Below are 20,198 nucleotides of genomic sequence, written 5' to 3' on the forward strand. Positions count from 1 at the left end.
TCAGACCGTGGGCAGCTTGTCGAGGGCCTCCTGCGAGCGCTGCGCCGCCGCACCGAGCGTCGCCATCGGGTCGGCGTTCTTCTTGACGATGTCGGAGACCGCGTCGTCGTACGGCTTGCTGACCGTCGGCGCCCAGAGGGCGGTGGTCCGGGTGCCGTACTGGTTGAGCAGGTCGATGGCGGTCTTCGCCGGACCGGACCGCAGCGGCTCGGCCTGTGCGGCGAGACCCGCCCGGGGCGGCACGTGGAAGCCGTAGCTCAGCGCCCAGTCCTGCTGCACCTCGTTGTTCTGCAACCACAGCCACTGGATGTACTTCTTCGCCTCGGCCACGTGCTTGCTCTTGCCGTTGACCACCTGGGACCAGCCACCGAGGATGACCACCGGCTTGCCGCCCGGCCCGTGTGCCGGCCAGGGGATGAGGTCGAAGTCGTCGACGAGTTCCTTCTTGATCTGCGGCAGTGCCCACAGGCCACCCCAGGCGATCGCGGTGGCGCCGGTGATGAGCGCGCCCGGGTCGTACCACTCGGTGGCGTAGCCGAGCAGCATCGACTTGTCGGTGAACATCCGGCGCACCAGGGCGAACGCGTCGGCGATCTCCGGGGTGGCGTAGCTGACCCTGCGGCCCGTCAGCACGTTCTGCCCGACGGAGAACGGCAGCAGGTTGCGCATGCCGGCGAGACCGTCGTTTCCGACGAAGATGCCCTTGGTCTTGCCCCGGGTGAGTGCCTTGGCCGCGCTGACCAGCTCGGTGAGAGTCTTCGGCGGCTGCACCCCGGCGGCGGAGAGCAGGCTCTTCCGGTAGTACAACAGCATCACGTCGATGATCATCGGTACGCCGTACGCCTTGCCGCCGTGGGTCAGCGGGCTGAGCGCGTGCTCGTTGAGTTCGCCCTTCGCCGCACCGAGGATGTCGTCGAGGGCGGCGACCTGCTGCTGCGCCACCATGTCCGGGGTGACCTCGTTGATCTCGTAGATGTCGGGGCCTTCCGGGGTCAGCACCGACGACTGCCACTTCGTCTTGTAGTCCCCCGGCACCCAGGTCACCTTCACCGCGACGTCCGGGTTCTGCTTCGTGTAGTCGGCGGCGTACCGCATCGCCGCCTCGCGGGTGCCCTGCTCGCCGTACTCGTGGTACCAGTGGTTGAGGGTGACCTTGGCGCCGCCGGAGCCGGAGCCGGTCGGGTCGGTCTGGCAGCCGGAGATCGCGGCACCGCCGACGAAGAGCAGCGAGGTGCCGAGGAAGCGCCGGCGGGACAGGCCGGGCGTGGGACCGCTCATGATGCGACTTCCTTCTCCTCGTGGTGGCGGGGACGCACCTGCCCACAGCCGGCGGGGATGCATCGGAGTACATGGATCAGGTCGTGAGGTGAGGCCGAGCCTAGGGTTCTGCCACTACTTCGTCAAGGACAAAGAATAAGCCCCTGCGATCGGTTGACGCCCGCCTCGTCCACGTCGGACGATCTAGCGATGGCGTTCGACATCCCGGCCCTGCGCGGCCTTGCCTTCGGCGGCGACTACAGCGCCGAACAGTGGCCGGAAGAGGTGTGGACCGACGACGTCCGGCTGATGAAGATCGCCGGGGTCAACCTGGCCACCGTCGGCGTCTTCTCCTGGGCCATGTTGGAGACCGCACCCGGCCGGTACGACTTCGACTGGCTCGACCGGCTGCTCGACCTGCTCGCCCGGCACGGCATCGCCGCCGACCTGGCCACCGCCACCGCCGCGCCGCCGCCCTGGTTCAGCCACGCCCATTCGGAGTCACTGCCGGTCGGCCCGGACGGCACCCGCCTCTGGTACGGCAGCCGCCAGTCCTTCTGCCCCAGCTCACCTGCGTACCGGGACGCGGCGGCGGCACTGGTCGAACAGCTCGGCACCCGCTACGCCGGCCATCCCGCCCTCGCCATGTGGCACGTCAACAACGAGTACGGCTGCCACGTCGCCCGCTGCTGGTGCGACACCTCGGCCGAGGCGTTCCGCGGCTGGCTGCGCGACCGGTACGACAGCCTCGACGCACTCAACACCGCCTGGGGTACGGCCTTCTGGTCGCAGCGTTACACCGACTGGGAGCAGGTGCTGCCGCCCCGGCAGACGCCGAGCTTCGCCAACCCCACCCAGCAACTCGACTTCCACCGGTTCTCCTCCCGGGAACTGCTCGACTGCTACCGGGCCGAACGTGACATCCTGCGCCGGCTCAGTCCCGGCGTACCGGTGACCACGAACTTCCTCGTCGACCGGTGGAGTGTGGACTTCTGGGCCTGGGCCGGCGAGGTCGATCTGGTCGCGATGGACCACTACCTGACGGCCGGACGCGTCGACCCGTACGCCGATCTCGCCCTCATCGCGGACCTGGCCCGGTCGCTGGCCGGCGGCCGGCCCTGGGCGCTGATGGAGCACGCCACCAGCGCGGTCAACTGGCAGCCCCGCAACCTCGCCAAGCCGCCCGGCCGGTTGCGCCGCGACTCGCTCGGGCACGTCGCCCGGGGCGCCGACTCGGTGCTCTACTTCCAGTGGCGGGCGTCCCGGTCCGGCGCCGAGAAGTGGCACTCCGGAATGGTGCCGCACGCCGGCACCGACACCAAGGTGTGGCGGGAGGTGGTCGCGCTCGGCTCCGAACTGGACGGACTCGCGGAAGTCGTCGGCAGCGAGGTGATCGCCGAGGTCGCCGTCCTGCTCGACTGGTCGAGCATCTGGGCACAACGCCATCCCAGCCAGCCCAGCGTCGACGCCGACCCGATCGGTTGCATCGAACAGTGGCACGCGGCGCTCCGGGCCGCCACGGTCACCTGCGACTTCGCCCCGCCGGGCGGCGACCTCGGCCGGTACCGGCTGGTGCTGCTGCCGGCCCTGCACCTGGTGAGCGAGGCCGACGCGGCCAACCTGGTCGCGTACGTCGCCGAGGGCGGGACGGTGCTGGTCGGGCCGTACGCCGGGGTCGTCGACGAGCACGACCAGATCCGGCTCGGCGGGTACGGCGCCTGGCGGGAACTGCTCGGCGTCCGGGTCGAGGAGTTCTTTCCGCTCGACGTCGGGGCCACGGTCGCACTCAGTGACGGCGGCACGGGTCGAGTGTGGACGGAGCTGGCGACGGCGGACCAGGCCGAGGTGCTGGTGTCGTACGCCGACGGGCCGCTGGCCGGCGGTCCTGCGCTGACCCGACACCAGTACGGCCGGGGCACCGCCTACTACCTGGGCACCCACCTGGACGACCCGGCGCTGCGCGCCCTGCTGACCCGGCTGGCCGTCGACGCCGGGCTGACGCCGATCCTGGCCACCCCGCCGCCCGGGGTCGAGGCGGTCCAGCGCCGCCATCCCGACGGGCGCCGCTACACCTTTCTGGCGAACGACACCGACGCCCCGGTCGAGGTACCGGTCGACGGCTCGATACTCACCGGCGCCGCCCGGGTCCCCGACGGCATCCAGATCCCGCCCCACGGCCTCGCCGTCCTCCGGGACAGGTGTTAGGAAGGGGCCCTTCATCTACAGAAAGCGATAAGAAGGGGCCCTTCCTTTCAGACTCGGCGGATGAGGCCGCCGGCCGGGGTGCCGATGCCGGCGAGGAACCGTTTCAGGGCGAAGGTGGCCGCGCCGAGGCTGACCGGATTGCCGGCGATCTGGCAGAGGGTGATCTCGGTGGCGGCCAGCGGACGGCTGAGCGCGTGCTGGGCCACCACCGCGCCCACCTCGGCGAGCAGGGATTCACCGAGCCGGGCGGCGACCCAGCTGCTGAGCACGATCACTTCCGGGTTGACCAGATTGATCAGGTCGGCGACCGCGACGCCGAGGTAGCGGGCGGTCTCGGTAACCACCTTCGCGGCCACCGGATCTCCGGCCGCCACCCCGTGGGCCAGCGCCTCGATCGTGGCGGTCTGGTCCTCGGGGTGCAGCAGCGGGCTGTTCGGGGCCAGGTCGCGCAGGGTCTGCATGATGCCCGGCGCGCCGACGTACGTCTCGACGCAGCCGCGACTGCCGCAGTGGCAGAGCCGCCCGTCGACCACGAGAGTGGTGTGTCCCCACTCGCCGGCACTGTTCGTGGCGCCCCGGTAGAGCGTGCCGCCGAACGCCAGACCGGCGCCCACGCCGGTACCGAGGTTGACCACCACGACATCGTCGCGGCCCCGGCCGGCGCCGAACCAGAGTTCGGCGACCACGCAGGCCCGCAGCGGGTTGTCCAGGTACAACGGCAGGTCCAGGGACTCGGCCAGCAGGCTGCGCAGCGGTACGTCGTGCCAGTCCCAGTTCGGGGCGTACACCGACACCCCGCCCTCCCGGTCGACCTGGCCGGGCACGCTGACGCCCGCTCCGAGCACCCGGTCCGGGCCGACACCGGCCGCCTCGAACGCCGCCTGCACCCCCGAGGCGATGTGCGCCACCACCTGCTCGGGCCGGTTCTCCCGGGGGTGCAACTCCTCCTCGACACTGGCCAGTACGCCCAGCGCGGCGTCGAAGAGCTCGACGTGCACGTACGTCTCGGCGACGTCGACGCCCACCAGCACGCCACCGGAGGGGTTGACCGAGACGACGCCCCGGGGACGCCCGCCGCCCGAGTCCTGGAAGCCGACCTCGACCAGCAGGCCCAGCTCCATCAGCTCGCCGATCAGGTTGGCCGCGGTGGCCAGGCTCAGCCCGGTCTCGCTGGCGATCTGCTGGCGGGAAACCATCGGGGCCCCGATGATCCGGCGCAGCACCTCGAAACGGTTGGCTATCCGGATGTCCCTGGAGGTGCGCTTCACGCCGAAACTCTAGACGGTGGAGGCCAGGGTCGATCAGCGCCGCCGTGAGCTGTGGCTCCGGATCGTCGCGCACATCTCATAACACTTAGCGTAAGCACACGAGATAGTGCCGCGCCAGCCCCGGGGGGCACGTCCTTTCGGGCCGGGCCTCTGCTCAGTCCGGCGGTGCCCGCAGCAGGTCGGCGTGGGCCGCGCGCAGCCGGGCCAGCGCCGGATCACTGCCCGGCACGACCCGGCGGTCAAGCTCGGCCCAGACCTGGGCGAGCGCGTCGCTGACCGTCCGCAGCTCGGCCGCGTGCCGGCGGGCACTTTGCCGGTGCAGCTCGTCGAGCCGGCGGGCCCAACCGGCGGTCACCGCACCGACCCGGTCGGCGTCGGCGCGGGCCCGTGCCGCCGTGCGGGCGGCCGAGGCCGGCACGATCGCCGCGATGGGTCGCGGGTCGCCGTCCCTGGTGATCATCGTGACCGCGTCGGCCACCTCGGCCAACGCGACGAGCTGGGTGAGCCGGACCCGGACCTCGCGGAGCGGCAAGGCACGCGCGGGATCGGGGTCGGAGGCCGGAGCGGGGGCAGCCATCCACCCATGCTGCCCCCGGGGTACGACACCCGCGCCGCCGTCGTCCGTAGTGGACCACCCCGAGGTGGACGGTCCATCGATATAGTTTGCCGGTCTCAGCCCGAGTCCGCCTCCCAGCACCCATGCTTCAAGCAGCCGCCGGGCGGTACCGGCTCCGCTGCCCCGAGCCACGGCTGCCGGCGCCACCGCCTCGGCCGCGAGGGCGTGTGGCGGAAACATGGCGGCAGGTAGGTGCAAAAGCCGTTAGGTTCCCAGACATGGGCAGAATCCTCTCCGTCAATCTCGCGGTGCCAGAGCGCTCCACCGCGAAGGGGGTCGGCATAACCGGGATCAACAAGCAGCCGGTCGACGGACCCGTGGCGGTCCGCGCGCCGGGGCCGAAGACCACCGGGTTGCACAGTGGCCTGGTCGGCGACCAGATCTTCGACATCAAGCACCACGGCGGGGACGACCAGGCCGTGTACGCGTACGCCCGCGAGGACTACGACTGGTGGGAGGTGCGGCTCGACCGGGGGCTGCCGGGCGGCATCTTCGGCGAGAACCTGACCACGCTGGGCGTCGACGTCAACGGTGCGGTGATCGGCGAGACGTGGCGGATCGGCGATGCCCTTGTCCTACAGCCGACGTTCGGGCGTATCCCGTGTACCACCTTCCAGGTAAAGATGGCCGAGCCGCACTGGCTCAAGACGTTCACCCGGGAGAACCGCCCGGGCGCCTACCTGCGGGTTGTCACACCGGGCGACGTCCAGGCCGGTGACCCGGTGGTTGTGGAGGGTCGACCGGCCCACGGAGTGACGATCGCGGACGCCTTTCGCGCGTACATGACCGAGCCGGAGTTGCTGCCTGCGCTGATCGAGGTCGAGGGCTTGCCCGACCAGGTGCGGGACTCACTGCGCCGCCGCATAGGTAGCCTGAGATGAACGGTGCGTCGGTCGCTTACCGGCCGGCGCGGGACGGCCACCTGCGCAAGGTGCTGGAGTTGGCCGCCCACGGCTCGACGAACCGCGGGGCGGCCGGATGGCTGTGCACCAGCGACGCCACGGCGCTGACGTTCCGCGCGGACTACCCGGAATAGACCTCGAACTCCGACACCTGGCCGGCGGGCCAGCCGGTGTTGCCGGTGAACTCCAGCCGGACGTACCGGGTCGGCGTCGCGGTGAAAGTGATCGTGACCGTGTTGCCGGTGGCCGGATCGAACCGGCGCCCGGCCGAGGCCGAGAGGGTGCCGAACGCGGAACCGTTGGTGCTGCCGCGTACCGCGAGGGTCTGGGTACGGGCGCCCCAGGCGGACAGCGGCGGCAGCTTCAGTACCACCCGGCCGACCGGGGTGGTGGTACCGAGGTCGACCTGCACCCACTGCGGGAACGCGTGGTTCGGGCTCTCCCAGTAGCTGTGTGCGTCGCCGTCGACGACGTTGCCCGAGCCGTAGTGCTGGACGTGCCCGCTCTCCGCGGTTGCCCTGCCCCGGGCCAGGTTGGTGTTCGGCGCCGCGTCGGTGGTCGCCGTGACGAGGTTGGACGACGGCGAGACGTTGCCGGCCGTGTCCCGGGCGACGACGGAGAAGCTGTAGCCGGTGCCCGGGCCCAGCCCGGTCACCGTGTACGACGTGCCGGTCGGCGTGCCCGCCACCGTCGTACCCTGTCGGACCTGGTAGCCGACGACGCCGACGTTGTCGGTCGAGGCGGTCCAGGACAGCGAGACGCTGGTGGTGGTCTTTCCGGTCACCGTCAGGTTGCCCGGCGCGGTCGGCGGGGGGTCGCCGCCGCCGACTACCGGCTGGGTCGGCCGGACCGGGGTCAGCGCGAGCTGGCCCTTGAGCATCCGGTTGCCGTCGGCGGTGATCCGCAGGTAGTAGTCGGAGGAGCAGAAGGTGCCGTCCTCGTCCAGCGCGCGGATTCCGGCCCCGGCCGGGGTGGTCGCCTGGGTCTCGCTGGTCTTGGCGATCTGGTTGCCCTCGTTGAACTCGTCGAACATCGAGATGTAGATGCCCTGCGCGCCGACCCGCACCATGTTGTAGAAGTGCCGCCAGTAGAAGTCACCGTGGTAGCGGTGCCCCGAGGACAGGTCGCCGGGCATCACGCACGGCTGGTAGTCGATGCCCCGGGCGTTGCAGTCGGCCTGGTCCGGCTGGTTGACGTTGGTGTAGAACCAGTCCAGCCCGTCGAGCGTGCCGGTCCGGCCGACCATCCACGGCGAGATCATGTTGAACGCGTGGTAGACGTCGAGGAACCCGGGTCGGGAGTCGTTGATCCCCTGCCGCCAGTACGTCGGCACGCCGCCGATCACGTAGCAGCCCTGCGCCTTGAACCAGTTGACCACTTCGAGGCAGGGCGCCGGCGGAAACGGTCGGCCCTCGTCGTTGAAGCCGAATCCCCAGATGCAGACGACCGGCTTGCCGTTCTGCCGGGCGTACGCGGGCGAGGCGGTGTGCGCCGACATCTTCGTGGCCCAGTCGGTCTTGATCTCGCTCTGGAAGTTCGTCCAGCTCGTGACGTCGTACATGATGTAGTACTTGCGGCCGAACCGCTCCGCCGCGCCACGGACCTTGGTGGCCATCGCGTCGCGGGTCGGGCCCTCGTCACCCATCGGGTTGAACCGCTGTAGCGCGGCGGTGTCGCAGTTGTACTCCTGCATCCACCGGAAGTGCGTGTCCACGGTCTGCTGGTCGTACGAGGAGAAGAGCTGCGCGGGCTGCCCGTTGCCGAGGTTCGGGTACGCGGTGGTGTAGCCACGGCTCAGTTCGCGCATGTCCGGCCAGGACACGATCGTGGTGTTGCTCGGCGACGGCGACTGGAACCGGTCGCGGCTCCAGTGCCACCAACCGCCGATCGGCGCACCGTCGCCGGGGCAGGCGAACCAGCCCTGGTATCCGACCGAGACCTTGCCGACGACGTCGCCCGGTGGGCTGGCCGCGCTGGCCGGACTGGCGAGCGCCGACAGCAGCTCGGCGCTGGAGACGGCGGCGAGGGCAGATCCGGCCGCTGCGGACGTGAGAAGTTTCCGGCGAGAGACCGCCATGGCTACCGCTCCTCGGGGGGGGAAGGGATGCGGATCGATGCCTCAGCTTGCCAGGACTCGACAGATTCCCGCAAGAGTTCGACTTTGCTCTGCAATCTCCTGGCCTTGAGGCAGAAAGAAAGTTGCAGGATGATGTTGGGCTTCCTATGCTCGGCCGCGTGACTGACGTTCTCGTGCAGGCGGTCGACCTCGTCAAGCGCTACCCACCCCGACACCGGCGGGACGCGAGCTTCACGGCGGTCGACGGGATCGAATTCACGCTTCACCGGGGGGAGGCGTTCGGGTTCCTCGGCCCGAACGGCGCCGGAAAGTCCTCGACGATGCGGATGATCGCCTGCGTCTCACCGCCCACCTCGGGAACGCTGCGGGTGCTCGGGATGGATCCCCGGAAGGACGGCCGACGGATCCGGGCCCGGCTCGGCGTCGTACCCCAGGACGACGCCCTCGACCGCGAACTCACCGTCCGGGAGAACCTGCTCATCTACGGCCGCTACTTCGGACTGCCGAAGCAGGTGATCGCCGAACGCGGCGACCGACTGCTGGAGTTCGCCCAGCTGACGGAGCGCGGCGCGGAACGCGTGGAGGCGCTCTCCGGCGGCATGCGGCGGCGACTCACCATCGCCCGGTCCCTGATCAACGAGCCGGAGATCCTGCTGCTCGACGAGCCGACCACCGGGCTCGACCCACAGGCCCGGCACGTCCTCTGGGACCGGCTGTTCCGGCTCAAGCAACAGGGTGTCAGCCTGGTGCTCACCACCCACTACATGGACGAGGCCGAACAGCTCTGCGACCGGCTCGTGGTGATGGACGCCGGCCGGATCGTCGCGCACGGCTCCCCGGCCGAACTGATCGCCGCACACTCCACCCGGGAGGTGCTCGAACTGCGGTTCGGCGTCGGCGAGCAGGGCACCGCGCTGGAGAAGCTGCGCGACGCGGGCGTACCCGACCGGCTGGAGGAACTGCCCGACCGGCTCCTCTGGTACACGGCGGAGGGCGAGACGGCGCTGGCGTTCGTACACCGGTTGGGGTTGAGCCCGATCACCGCGATGGTGCGGCGGGCGAGCCTGGAGGACGTCTTCCTCGCCCTGACCGGCCGGACCCTGGTGGACTGACCGTGGCCACCTCGACCCTCGTCCCGCCCCGGCCCATCCCGGTCAGCGGCGCTGGAATGGCCTTGCGGGCATACGGCTACTGGGCGCTGCGCTACCGGCGGACCTGGCGGGGCACCATCGTCATCGGCGTCGCCAATCCCCTGCTGTTTCTGATGGCGATCGGGCTGGGGCTCGGTCGGTTGATCAGCCCCGACCTGGCCGTCCTCGGCGGCGTCGACTATCTCGCGTTCTTCGCGCCCGGAATGCTCGCCGCCGCCGCGATGCAGAACGGCATCGTGGAGGCGGCATTCCCGGTCAGCATGAGCCGGCAGCCGGGCGGGGCCTATCCGGTGGCCGCCGGCACCCCGCTGGAGCCGGAGGACATCCTGCACGGCCACGCCCTGTTCATGGCGCTCCGGGTGGCGACCAACGCCGCGGTGTTCCTGGCCGTGATGGTCGCGTTCGGCGCCGCGCAGTCCCCGATGGTCGCGCTGACCCTGCCGGCGGCGACCCTGACCGGCCTGGCGTTCGCCCTGCCGGCAGCTGCCTGGGCGGTCACCCTGACCGGCGTCGGTCCGGTGATGGGCGCCTTCAAGTGGGTCGTCATGCCGCTCTACCTCTTCTCCGGCACGTTCTTCGCGGTCGAGCAACTGCCGGACGCACTCCGGCCGATCGTCTACGTCACACCGCTGTGGCACGGCGTCGACCTCTGCCGGACGTTGAGCCTCGGCACCGCGACCTGGCCGGCCAGCCTGGGCCACCTGGCCTACCTCGTCACCCTGGCCGGCGCCGGCTACCTCGTCGCGCGCCGCAACTACCGACGAAACCTGCACGGGTAGGAAGTGGAGTCGCACGTGTCATCGGCACATCTGATCGTCCTGCGACACCTGTGGGTGCTGCGCCACGGGCGCCCGTGGAACCTCGTCGTCAACGGCATCTTCGAGCCGTTCCTCTACCTGCTGTCGGTCGGCATCGGGATCGGGCAGCTCGTCACCGCCGGAGCCGACGGGGGCGCCGGCCGGTACGCCGCGTTCGTCGCGCCCGCCCTGCTCGCCACCTCCGCGATGAACAGCGCCGTCAACGAGACGACCGGCAACGTGTGGTGGCGGGTCCGCTTCGACAAGCTCTACGACTCGGTCGTGACCACACCGATGCGGATCGCCGACATCACCGTTGGCGAGATCGCCGCCTCGGTGCTGCGCAGTACGCTCTCCGCCGTCTGTTTCTGCGCCGTCATCGTCGCCCTCGGCATGATCCACTCGTGGTGGGCCCTGCTGGCCGTGCCGGCGGCCGTGCTGATCGCCTTCGCGTTCTCCGCCGCCGGTCTCGCCGCCGCGACCTACCTGCGCGACCCGCACGACCACCAGTACCTGCAACTCTGCATGCTGCCGATGTTCCTGTTCTCCACGACCTTCTACCCGCTGTCGGTCTATCCGGAGCCGGTCCAGGTGGTGGTCGCGGCACTGCCGCTCTACCAGAGCATCGAACTGCTCCGCGGGCTGACCACCGGGCAGCTCGGTGTCGGTCTGCTCGCCGCGACCGCGTACCTGGTCCTGATGGGTGTCGGCGGCACGTGGTTGGCGAATCGACGGTTGGGCCGGATGCTGCTGGGCTGAGCCCGATGTTCGGTGAGCTCAGCGCTTCCGGGGGTGGGCGGCGAAGAATTTCCAGAGGAGTTCCGTCGCCACCACCCCGGCGTCGGGCGCGGCCAGCCCACCGGTCTTCGCGCCGGGCCAGGAGTGCCCCATGCCCTCGATCACGTAGACCTCCACCTCGCTGCCGTCGGCACAGCGGGTCCGGGTGAGGACGATCGTCTTGGCCGGGGACTTCGGGGCGGGGGTGACCGGGGTGCAGCGCAACCGCTGCTGCCAGGTCTGGATCCCGGTGCGGAAGGTCTCGGCGTACTGGTCCTGATCGCCGATGAACGTGATGACCGAGACCGGGCTCTTCGGCGCGTAGTCGGGCTTCGCGGCGAGTTGCCCGCCGAAACCGCCGCTGACCGCGCCGATCGCCGCGAACACCTCGCTGGCCTCGACCGCGGCCCGGAAGCTCATGTCGCCACCGTTGGAGATGCCGGTCAGGTAGACCCGGTCCGGGTCGACCCGCCAGTCGGCGACCAGGTGCTCGGTGATCGCCTTCAGGAACCCGACGTCGTCGGCCGCGCCGCAGCAGACCAGCGCGTTGAACCCACCGGCGACCCCGTCTGGGTACGCGACCAGGAAGTTCTCCCGCGCCGCCATCTCGTCCAGCCCGGTCATCCCGATCATCGCCGATCCGTTGCCGGGATAGGGATGCATGGCGATCACCAGCGGAACCGGCCGGGCCGGGTCGTAGCCGGCCGGCGCGTGCACCCGGTACTTGCGGGTGGCTCCACCATGCTCCAGGGTGAGCCAGTGCTTCCCTGGCGCGGGCGCCACGGTAGAGCTTGAAGGAGCTGGCGACGACGTCTGTTGCGTACCCCCGCCGCAGGCCACCGCGCCGAACAACACACCCAACAGCCCACACCACGCAGCCACTCGTCGCACACCCAGCTCCTTCCCGCCCGTGTGCCATACCCTGGGTCCACGGTTCCGCCCGGTCAACCCTTTCGGCGTACGCCGAATGCCGGCAGGCTGGGAAGGGTGATCTTCCTGCGGCTCGAACCGGCGGACCTGGTGCGGGTGCGGTTCGCCGACCGCCTGCATCCGATCGGCAACACGATCCTGGCCTGCCAGGCGTTGCGGGACCCGGCCCTGGCGGCGGTGATGCCCGAACCGGCCAGCCGGGGCGAGGCGGTCGCGGCGGCCACCGGGCCACTGCGGCACCTGCTCCCGGCCCAGGGGTTCCTGCCGGACTTCCTCACCCCCTACCACGGACTCGAATCGGTGGCGGCCGGCATCGAGGCGATCCGCGCGACGCCCCGGCAGCGGATCCGCGCCGAGCTGACCGAGGCGTACGCGAACCTGCCGGCCACCCCGTGGCGGCGACGGTTCGCCGCGGCCGACCGGGACGTGCTCGAACTGCTAACGGTGTCCCTGGCCCGCTACTACGACGCGGTGCTCGCCCCACACTGGTCGGACCTGACGCTGACCCACCGGAGCTGGATCGCCCGGGCCGCCCAGACGTACGCGTTGTCCGGAGTGGACGCACTGCTCACGGACCTACATCCGGCGATCCGCTGGCGGCCCCCCGTCCTCGAGATCGACAGCTGGTGGAGCGGCGACGTCCGAGGCACCGGCGAGGGTGTGCTGCTGATACCCACCCCGTTCGCCGGCCCCCGCCCCCGAGTCCTGGTCGAGCCGGGCCAGCCGGTGCTGCTCGTGTATCCGGCCCTGGCACTGGCGCCGACCGGAACGGCCCGGTCCGGACCCGATCCGCTCGCCCGGCTGCTCGGCGGTACCCGCGCGGCGGTACTGCGCCGCCTCGGCGAGCCCGGCCGGCACACCACGACGACGCTGGGCCGGCATTCGGGGATCAGCTCGTCGTCGGCCTCCGAGCACGCCACGGCGCTGCGCGCGGCCGGGCTGGTCAGCAGCGACCGGGCCGGTGGCGCCATCGTGCACCGGCTCACGCCGCTCGGGGTCCACCTGCTGGCCCAGAACGCGTCCCGGCCGGCCGGCCCCGGCGGATCCGCCCGGGTCGGCCGGGTCGGTGCCCGAGCTAGCGCCGGTCCCTCCGGTCCCCGGTCGGCGGCCGGCGAACCCTGGCCCGAGCCCGGGCCGCCTTGATCGCCCTGGTCAGCGTCGCGATGTCGTACGCCCCATAGTGGCGCTGCTCGTTGACGAAAAAGGTGGGCGTCCCGGAGACACCGCTGAGGTCGGCGGAGTCGACGTGCAGGGCGATCCGGTCGGCGTGCACGTTGTGCCGCAGGTCGTCGCGGAACCGCTGCTGGTCGAGGCCGAGTTCGCCGGCGTACCGCACGAGGTCCGCGGTGACCAGCTTGTCCTGGTGGTCCAGCAACAGGTCGTGCATCTGCCAGAAGGCTCCCTGCGCCGCCGCGGCCTCGCTCGCCTCCGCCGCGAGTTGCGCCTCCGGATGGACGTCGGTGAGCGGCAGGTGACGCCAGACGTAGCGCAGGTCGGAGTCGGTGAGCAGTTCGCGGACCACCGGCTCGGCCTGTCCGCAATACGGGCACTGGAAGTCGCCGTACTCGACGAGCGTGACGGAGGCGTCCGCCGGCCCCCGGATGTGGTCGTGCTCCGGATCGACCGGCGGAACCAGGTCGACGAGTTGGTCGATGTCACCGAGCAGTGCGCGGGCCCGTCGCGCCTTCGGCAGCGACGCCGTGATCCGGTACACGGCCCAGGTGATCAGGGTCGCGACGATCGCCGAGGCCAGCACGCCGATCTTCGCCTCGGCTAGTTGTGGGCCGTCGAAGGCGAGGGTGGCGATCAGCAGCGACAGGGTGAAGCCGATACCGGCGATCGTGCCGCTGCCGAGCACGGCCGCCCAGCCCACCGCCGGACGGATCCGGCCCCGGCTGAGCCTGGTCAGCAGCCAGGAGACGCCGACGACCGCGATCGGCTTGCCGAGCACGTACCCGAACAGGATGCCGAGGGTCACCGGGGAGGTGAAGGCGTGGGCGAGGAAGGCGCCGTCGACCGCGATGCCGGCGTTGGCCAGGCCGAACAGCGGAACGATGAGATAGCTCGTCCACGGGTGGTAGAGCCGCTGGAGCCGGTCGTTGGGCGACAGCGACCGGGCCAGGCCGAGGCTGGCGGAACGGGCGAGCTCGGCGGTCGGCTGCTCGCGGAAGAGCTTGAACAGGCCACTGGCGTTCTCCAGCGCGCCCCGGACCGGCGAGTAGGCCGTCGCGGTCAGCCCGATGAGCAGCCCGGCCACCACCGCGTCGACCCCGCTGGCCAGCAGCGCACCCCAGAGCGCGACGCAGAACGGGAGATAGACGAGGCCGCGCCGGACGCCCAGGGCCCGCAGGCCGAGCAGTACCCCGAAGATCCCGGCCGCGACGACGAGCGGCGTAAACCTGATCTCCTCGGTGTAGACGACGGCGATGACGGCCAGGGCGATCACGTCGTCCACCACGAACACGGTCAGCAGGAAGATCCGCGCCTGGTCGGGTACGCCACGGCCGAGCAGCGCGAGCAGGCCGAGGGCGAGCGCCGTGTCGGTCGACATCGCCACCCCCCAGCCGTGTAGGCCGGGGCCGCCTTGGTTGACCAGCAGGTAGATCAGCACCGGAAGCACCATGGCCACGACTCCGGCGACGAACGGCAGCACGAACCGGCGCCGGTCACGCAGGTCACCGAGGTCGAACTCGCGGCGCGCCTCAAGCCCGACGACCAGGAAGAACAGCGTCATCAGCCCGCTGTTGACCCAGGTTCGCAGGTCGAGCGCGACACCGGCGTCGCCGAGCCGGATGCTGAGTTCGGTCTCCCAGACCGCCTCGTAGGAGTGGTTGTCGACGTTCGCCCAGGCCAGTGCCGCGACGATGGCCGCGACCAGCACCCCCGCGCTGCCCGCCTCGGTACGCATGAACCTGCGCAGCGGCGCGGGGATCCCCTGACCCCACGCCGTGTGCCCGAGCCATCCGGACGAAGGTGAGTCCGTCACCATTACCCCCGTCCCGACGTATGCCGCCCACACCGAGATCTACCACGTGTCGACGGGACGGCAGGCCCGCTCGGGTGAACAGCCCAGGGAATCCCGGCCCGGCGCACGGCGTTGTGACTGTGCGTAACGCCGAGAAGGACCACCGCTAGGCAGCCAGGGGAGGCAGACATGAAGGTTCGCACCTCACTGCGGGCATTGAAGCAGAAGCCGGGTTCGGTGGTGGTACGCCGGCACGGCCGGGTGCTCGTGGTCAACCGTACGAACCCGCAGTGGAAGAGCCGCCAGGGCTGAGGCCACCCGGACAGCGCTGACGCCGATGTCCGGTTGAGGCCCGATTCCACCGACTGACCGATTCTCCCGTACGGCCCCCGTCACCTCGGCGGGGGCCGTACGTCATTCCCCACCGGAAGCGGCGGACATTGACACCTGTGAACGGCGAGATTACGCTCCCGTTTCAGGAAAGCGCTTTCCCAACATCGCGGCATCACCGGGTACGGAGCGCTCGGTACCCCTTCCAGAAGGGCCCGTGATGGACACACCCGCTCCCTCGACGCCCAGGTCGCGCCGCAGATGGCCGATCATCGGCGGCGCCATCGCGGCGATGACCGCCGGTGCGGCGATCTTCGCGCCGCTGGCCAGTGCCGCCACCGTCTTCACCGCCGGCTTCGAGGACGGCGACATCGGCGGCTGGTCCAAGTCCGGCGGCACCTGGGCGGTGGTCAGCGACGGATCGCAGGTCGCCCGCCAGTCCAAGGCCGACGCGGAGAACGCCCGGTTGTTCAACGCCCCCACCAACCTCACCGACTACACCGTCCAGGCCAGGGTCAAGCCGCTGAGCATCGGCACGAACGGCTTCGTCGGCCTGCTGGCCCGGTCCAGCGGGTCGACCGTCTTCTACCGCCTGGCCCTGCTGCCGGGACGGGCCGAGTTGCAGGCCGTACAGGGAAGCGCCGTCACGGTGCTCGGCAGTTCCTCACGTACCGTCGCCAACGGCACCTGGTACACCCTGTCGATCACCACCAGCGGTTCGGCCGTCACCGGGTCGATCGACGGTGCCCAGTTCGCCTCCGGCTCCAGCTCCCTCTCCGCCGCCGGCCGGATCGGCCTACAGACCTCGTACTCCTCGGCCTCCTTCGACGACGTGACGGTGACGACCGGCGGCACCACCCCGCCGCCCACCCCGACCCCGAGTCCCACCCGGCCGACCCCCACCCCCACCGGCCCGTCCACGCCCACCCCGACGCCGACCGGACCGTCGACCCCGCCGCCCACCGCCCCGCCCGGCAACGCCAGCGGCCTGGTCGGCTTCGCGACCATGAGCGAGTACGGTCGCACCGGCACCAACGGCGGAACCGGCGGCCCGACGGTGACGGTCAGCAACTACGCGCAACTCGCGGCGGCGGTGGCCGACGACGCACCCCGGATCGTCCGGGTGTCGGGCACGATCAGCGGCAACGGCGACGACATGCTGGACGTCGGCTCGAACAAGACCGTCATCGGGGTCGGCTCCAACGCGACCATCAGCGGCTTCGGCCTCGACGTCAACGGCTGGGGCCCGGCGGAGGTGGCCTGGGGCGGCGACCTCTGCGACCCCGCCGAGCGGGACCGGTTCACCCGCACCCAGAACGTCATCATCCGCAACCTGTCGTTCCGGAACTCCCCGGACGACTCGGTGAACGTGCAGTGCTACTCCCACCACGTGTGGATCGACCACAACACGTTCTACCCGGCCAGTGACGGCTCGGTCGACGTCAAGCGCGGATCCGACCTGGTGACCGTCTCCTACAACAGGTACGCCGGGACGGACAAGTCGATGCTGCTGGGGCACAGCGACAGCAACGGCGCCCAGGACACCGGGTACCTGCGCGTCACCTACCACCACAACTGGTTCGACGGATCCGCCACCCGGCACCCGAGAGTGCGGTTCGGGTACGCGCACGTGTTCGCCAACTACGTGAACATCAGCGACTACTTCATCGGGCTGGGCGTGGACGGCAGGATCTACGCCGAGAGCAACTACGTACGCGGCGCGAAGACGATCACCGAGGACTTCGGCAACGCCAGTCTCACCTGGACGAGCAGCAACTTCTACGACGTGGCCACGATCACCCGGGCCAACGACAGCGGCAAGACCATGGAGGACTGGCTGCGCGCCAACAACAGCGTGGCGCGGCCGCCGTACAGCTACTCGGCCGGCTCCGCGTCCTCCAGCCCACCGTCGGCGGGCGCCGGAGTCAGCGGCGCGGACACCATTCCGTAACCGCCTCCGTAGCCGCCGACGCGGCGCTCGGACGATCCCGCACGGCCCCGGGCGGCCGGTACACCCGTACCGGCCGCCCTCGGCGTGCGTGCCACGACGGCGCCGGCCAGCAGCGCCACCGGCCAGCAGCGCCACCGCGACGATCAGCAGTACCCGCACGGCCTGGTCGGCCGGCAGTCGTACCGGCTGCATCGGCAGCAGGGCCAGGCCGAGCAGGGACGCCAGGGCGACGGCCGACCAGAACGGGACCGGCCGGGGTACGACCGACGGCGGTGGCCCGTACCAGCGCCGCGGCAGCCCCGTACGGCCGGCGCTGTGAAGATCCGTCCAGTCCGCTGGGTCCCGCTCGCGCCGGTTCGGTCGCGACATCTCGTCCAAGTGATGGATGTAGATTGACCGTGCCCGTGAACACACCGTGTGCACGTCGATGTCCGCTAGGTATGGAGGACACGTGGTCGACCAGTCGGGCGGACACCTGCCGGACCTGGACCCGGGGACCATCGCGCGGGTGGCGAGCGTCGCCGAGTTGGCCGCGCTGCTGCGCCAACTCCGCCGCCGGGAGGCCCGGCAGGAGGGGGCGAGCCCGCTCACCTACCGCGAACTGGCGGCCAAGACCGGATGGTCCCGGGGCATCCTCGGGGAGTACTTCGCCGGCGGGGTGCTGCCACCCACCGACCGGTTCGACGTCCTGATCCGCCTCCTCGGTGCCAGTCCGGCCGAGCAGGGCTGGCTGGCGACCGCCCGGGACCGGGTCGAGGAATCCCGCCGGTCCGGCAGTACCGCCGCCGGACCTCCGCCGGTCCCCACCTCGCGCCAACTGCCGTCGGCGGTGCCCGGCTTCGCGGGCCGGGCCGGCGAACTCGCCGAACTCGACCGCCTGATGGACGCCACCCCACCCACCCCGGTGGCGCTGATCACCGCCGTCTCCGGCACCGCCGGAGTCGGCAAGACCGCCCTGGCCCTGCACTGGGCACACCGGGTCGCCGACCGGTTCGGCGACGGGCAGCTCTACCTCAACCTGCGCGGATTCGACCCCAGCGGCTCGCCGGTCGCCCCGGCCGAGGCGATCCGTACGCTGCTCGACGCCCTCGGGGTGCCGCCACAGCGGATCCCCACGACGCTGGAGGCACAGGCCGCCCTCTACCGGGGCCTGCTGGCCGACCGGCAGGTGCTGGTGCTCCTCGACAACGCCCGGGACGCCGACCAGGTCCGCCCACTGCTGCCCGGCGGTCCGGCCTGCCGGGTGCTGGTGACCAGTCGCAACCAGCTCGCCGGCCTGGTCAGTACCGGAGGCGCCCGACCGATCAGCCTCGACCTGCTTCCCGTCACCGAGGCCCGCCAACTCCTCGCCGCCCGGATCGGTGCCGCCCGGCTGGCCGCCGAACCGGAGGCGGTCGACGACATCATCGCCGCCTGCACCCGGCTGCCGCTGGCCCTGGCGATCGTGGCGGCCAGGGCGGCGTTCCATCCCGAGTTCCCGCTCACCGCGCTGGCCGGCGAGCTGCGCTCGGCGCGCGGTGGGCTGGAGGCGTTCAGCGGCGCCGATCCGGTCTCCGACGTACGGGCGGTCTTCTCCTGGTCGTACCGGGCACTCAGTGCCGGCGCCGCCCGGCTGTTCCGGCTGCTGGCGTCGCATCCCGGCCCCAGCGCCAGCGGCCCGGCGGTGGCCAGTCTCGCCGGGCTGCCCCCCGTTCGGACGCGTCCGCTGCTGGCCGAGCTGACCTCCGCCAACCTGGTGGCGGAACAGGACCCCGGCCGTTACACCTGTCATGACCTGCTGCGCGCGTACGCGGCCGAGCTGAGCCAGGCCGTCGACCCCGACTACGAACGGCGGTCGGCCACCCGCCGGGCACTCGACCACTACCTGCACAGCGCACACGGCGCCGATCGCCGGCTGGACCCGCACCGCGACCCGATCCCACTGCTGCCGGCCGATTCCGGCGTGACCCCGGTCGAGATCGCCGACCACGGCGCGGCACTGGCCTGGTTCGACGCCGAACTGCCGGCGCTACTGGCCGCCGCCGGGGAGGCCGGTCCGGCCGGGTTCGACCGGCACCTGTGCCGGCTCACCCGCAGCATGGCGCACTTCCTGGAGCGTCGGGGCCACTGGCACCGGTGGGCCACCGTCCAGGAACTCGCCCTGGGCGCGGCGCAGCGGTTGGCCGACCCGGCCGAGGAGGCGCACGCCCGACGGAGCCTCGGCCGGGCCCACGTACACCTCGGCCGGACCGCCGGAGCCGCCACGCACCTCGGTGCCGCGCTGGCGCTCTATCGCGACGCCGACGACCCCGTCGGCCAGGGGCGGGTCCAGTTCGACCTGAGCTGGGTCGCGGTCCGGCAGGACCGGTTCCCGGACGGGCTTAGGCACAGCCGGGCGGCGCTCGACCTGTTCACCAGTGCCGGCAACCGGTCCGGGCAGGGGCGGGCGCTGAACAACATCGGCTGGTGCCTGAGCTGGCTCGGCCAGCACTCCGACGCCGTCGGGTACTGCCAACGGGCCCTCGACCTGCTGCTGGAACTCGACGACCGGTTCGGCGCGGCCGACGCGTGGGACAGCCTCGGACACGCCGAGCACGAACTCGGCCGGTACCGGGAGGCCGCCGACTCGTACCAGCGCGCGTACGCGCTGTGGCGGGAACTCGGTCACCGCTACCAGGAGGCCGATCTGCTGGCCCGGCTCGGCGACACCCAGTCGGCGCTCGGCGACCTCGACGCGGCCTCCGACAGCTGGCGCCGGGCGCTCGACATCCTCGACGAACTCGACCATCCCGACGCCGAGCAGTTGAAGGCCCGGCTCGACCGGGTCGGCCGGAGTACACCGGGCCGGCACCGATGAGGCGCCGACCCGGTCGCACCCGCAACGCCCCGCCGACGGGCGGCACGCCGGTCGCGCGTACCGCCGGTCGCGGTGACCGGGCCCGCCGCTGTCCCCCTCGGCAGCGGCGATCGTAGCCTCGGTCCCTGTCCCGACC

The 20,198-nt window shown here is 71.2% G+C and carries 16 protein-coding genes; 10 read left to right on the forward strand and 6 right to left on the reverse strand.

Going from position 1 to position 20,198, the window contains the following annotated elements; genetic code table 11:
- On the reverse strand, nucleotides 1–1,278 hold the full coding sequence (locus H4W31_RS37200) for an ABC transporter substrate-binding protein (protein WP_192770876.1): 1,278 nt from the start codon (nucleotides 1,276–1,278) through the stop codon (nucleotides 1–3).
- Between the two features lie 189 nt (nucleotides 1,279–1,467).
- Here H4W31_RS37200 and H4W31_RS37205 point away from each other — a divergent pair, with 189 nt between their 5' ends.
- Nucleotides 1,468–3,462, forward strand: coding sequence for a beta-galactosidase (locus H4W31_RS37205; protein ID WP_192770877.1), 1,995 nt, complete (start codon nucleotides 1,468–1,470; stop codon nucleotides 3,460–3,462).
- A gap of 47 nt (nucleotides 3,463–3,509) precedes the next feature.
- Here H4W31_RS37205 and H4W31_RS37210 read toward each other — a convergent pair whose 3' ends face one another.
- Both H4W31_RS37210 and H4W31_RS37215 read right to left on the reverse strand, forming a co-directional pair.
- Nucleotides 3,510–4,730 carry an ROK family transcriptional regulator gene (locus H4W31_RS37210; RefSeq protein WP_192770878.1) on the reverse strand — a complete coding sequence of 407 codons (1,221 nt, stop codon included), beginning with the start codon at nucleotides 4,728–4,730 and terminating at the stop codon, nucleotides 3,510–3,512.
- A 154-nt stretch (nucleotides 4,731–4,884) separates the two neighbouring features.
- Complete coding sequence (locus H4W31_RS37215; protein ID WP_192770879.1) at nucleotides 4,885–5,307, reverse strand: type II toxin-antitoxin system Phd/YefM family antitoxin; 423 nt, start codon at nucleotides 5,305–5,307, stop codon at nucleotides 4,885–4,887.
- 257 nt (nucleotides 5,308–5,564) lie between these two features.
- On the opposite strand from H4W31_RS37215, the gene H4W31_RS37220 reads away from it, so the two are divergent.
- Entirely contained in the window at nucleotides 5,565–6,227 is a 663-nt protein-coding gene (locus H4W31_RS37220) for an MOSC domain-containing protein (RefSeq protein ID WP_192770880.1), read from the forward strand.
- Nucleotides 6,224–6,382, forward strand: a complete 159-nt coding sequence (locus H4W31_RS37225; RefSeq protein ID WP_192770881.1) for a hypothetical protein — start codon at nucleotides 6,224–6,226, stop codon at nucleotides 6,380–6,382. Before H4W31_RS37220 ends, H4W31_RS37225 begins: the two co-directional genes overlap by 4 nt.
- Here the strand turns inward: H4W31_RS37225 and H4W31_RS37230 are convergent.
- A complete protein-coding gene (locus H4W31_RS37230; RefSeq protein ID WP_192770882.1) occupies nucleotides 6,370–8,325 on the reverse strand; it encodes a galactose-binding domain-containing protein in 1,956 nt (651 codons plus the stop codon). The two genes, H4W31_RS37225 and H4W31_RS37230, sit on opposite strands and share 13 nt — an antisense overlap.
- Before the next feature lie 146 nt (nucleotides 8,326–8,471).
- Here H4W31_RS37230 and H4W31_RS37235 point away from each other — a divergent pair, with 146 nt between their 5' ends.
- Genes H4W31_RS37235 through H4W31_RS37245 form a run of 3 tightly spaced genes read left to right on the forward strand, consistent with a single transcriptional unit; the run spans nucleotide 8,472 to nucleotide 11,032 of the window.
- A complete protein-coding gene (locus H4W31_RS37235; protein ID WP_192770883.1) occupies nucleotides 8,472–9,437 on the forward strand; it encodes an ABC transporter ATP-binding protein in 966 nt (321 codons plus the stop codon).
- Between the two features lie 56 nt (nucleotides 9,438–9,493).
- Nucleotides 9,494–10,255: an ABC transporter permease gene (locus H4W31_RS37240; protein WP_192770884.1), complete on the forward strand. Its 762-nt coding sequence runs from the start codon at nucleotides 9,494–9,496 to the stop codon at nucleotides 10,253–10,255.
- Nucleotides 10,256–10,270: 15 nt separating this feature from the next.
- Nucleotides 10,271–11,032, forward strand: a complete 762-nt coding sequence (locus H4W31_RS37245) for an ABC transporter permease (RefSeq protein WP_192770885.1) — start codon at nucleotides 10,271–10,273, stop codon at nucleotides 11,030–11,032.
- 18 nt (nucleotides 11,033–11,050) lie between these two features.
- On the opposite strand, the gene H4W31_RS37250 is transcribed toward H4W31_RS37245, so the two are convergent.
- The gene (locus H4W31_RS37250; RefSeq protein ID WP_318783638.1) at nucleotides 11,051–11,833 is read right to left on the reverse strand and encodes an alpha/beta hydrolase family esterase; all 783 of its coding nucleotides are present in this window, start codon (nucleotides 11,831–11,833) and stop codon (nucleotides 11,051–11,053) included.
- Nucleotides 11,834–12,037: 204 nt separating this feature from the next.
- Here H4W31_RS37250 and H4W31_RS37255 point away from each other — a divergent pair, with 204 nt between their 5' ends.
- Nucleotides 12,038–13,123 (forward strand): transcriptional regulator, encoded by a 1,086-nt coding sequence (locus H4W31_RS37255; RefSeq protein ID WP_192770887.1) that lies wholly within the window; start codon nucleotides 12,038–12,040, stop codon nucleotides 13,121–13,123.
- Here the strand turns inward: H4W31_RS37255 and nhaA are convergent.
- Entirely contained in the window at nucleotides 13,056–14,969 is a 1,914-nt protein-coding gene (gene nhaA, locus H4W31_RS37260; protein WP_192770888.1) for a Na+/H+ antiporter NhaA, read from the reverse strand. The genes H4W31_RS37255 and nhaA overlap by 68 nt on opposite strands.
- A gap of 165 nt (nucleotides 14,970–15,134) precedes the next feature.
- On the opposite strand from nhaA, the gene H4W31_RS37265 reads away from it, so the two are divergent.
- The 3 genes from H4W31_RS37265 (at nucleotide 15,135) to H4W31_RS37280 (ending at nucleotide 20,062) form a co-directional block, all read left to right on the forward strand.
- Nucleotides 15,135–15,257, forward strand: a complete 123-nt coding sequence (locus H4W31_RS37265; protein ID WP_192770889.1) for a ribosomal protein bL36 — start codon at nucleotides 15,135–15,137, stop codon at nucleotides 15,255–15,257.
- Between the two features lie 238 nt (nucleotides 15,258–15,495).
- A complete protein-coding gene (locus H4W31_RS44045; protein WP_264084112.1) occupies nucleotides 15,496–17,226 on the forward strand; it encodes a pectate lyase family protein in 1,731 nt (576 codons plus the stop codon).
- Between the two features lie 451 nt (nucleotides 17,227–17,677).
- Nucleotides 17,678–20,062, forward strand: coding sequence for an ATP-binding protein (locus tag H4W31_RS37280; protein WP_192770890.1), 2,385 nt, complete (start codon nucleotides 17,678–17,680; stop codon nucleotides 20,060–20,062).
- Nucleotides 20,063–20,198: the final 136 nt, after the last annotated feature.

It is taken from the genome of Plantactinospora soyae, from assembly GCF_014874095.1.
Classification (GTDB): Bacteria; Actinomycetota; Actinomycetes; order Mycobacteriales; family Micromonosporaceae; genus Plantactinospora; species Plantactinospora soyae.

Excerpts from the sequence above, each read along its gene's own strand:
- H4W31_RS37200 (WP_192770876.1), bottom strand. The coding sequence starts at position 1,278 with ATGAGCGGTCCCACGCCCGGCCTGTCCCGCCGGCGCTTCCTCGGCACC.
- H4W31_RS37205 (WP_192770877.1), top strand. The coding sequence starts at position 1,468 with ATGGCGTTCGACATCCCGGCCCTGCGCGGCCTTGCCTTCGGCGGCGAC.
- H4W31_RS37215 (WP_192770879.1), bottom strand. The coding sequence starts at position 5,307 with ATGGCTGCCCCCGCTCCGGCCTCCGACCCCGATCCCGCGCGTGCCTTG.
- H4W31_RS37220 (WP_192770880.1), top strand. The coding sequence starts at position 5,565 with ATGGGCAGAATCCTCTCCGTCAATCTCGCGGTGCCAGAGCGCTCCACC.
- H4W31_RS37225 (WP_192770881.1), top strand. The coding sequence starts at position 6,224 with ATGAACGGTGCGTCGGTCGCTTACCGGCCGGCGCGGGACGGCCACCTG.
- H4W31_RS37230 (WP_192770882.1), bottom strand. The coding sequence starts at position 8,325 with ATGGCGGTCTCTCGCCGGAAACTTCTCACGTCCGCAGCGGCCGGATCT.
- H4W31_RS37235 (WP_192770883.1), top strand. The coding sequence starts at position 8,472 with ATGCTCGGCCGCGTGACTGACGTTCTCGTGCAGGCGGTCGACCTCGTC.
- H4W31_RS37240 (WP_192770884.1), top strand. The coding sequence starts at position 9,494 with ATGGCCTTGCGGGCATACGGCTACTGGGCGCTGCGCTACCGGCGGACC.
- nhaA (WP_192770888.1), bottom strand. The coding sequence starts at position 14,969 with ATGGTGACGGACTCACCTTCGTCCGGATGGCTCGGGCACACGGCGTGG.
- H4W31_RS37265 (WP_192770889.1), top strand. The coding sequence starts at position 15,135 with ATGAAGGTTCGCACCTCACTGCGGGCATTGAAGCAGAAGCCGGGTTCG.
- H4W31_RS44045 (WP_264084112.1), top strand. The coding sequence starts at position 15,496 with ATGGACACACCCGCTCCCTCGACGCCCAGGTCGCGCCGCAGATGGCCG.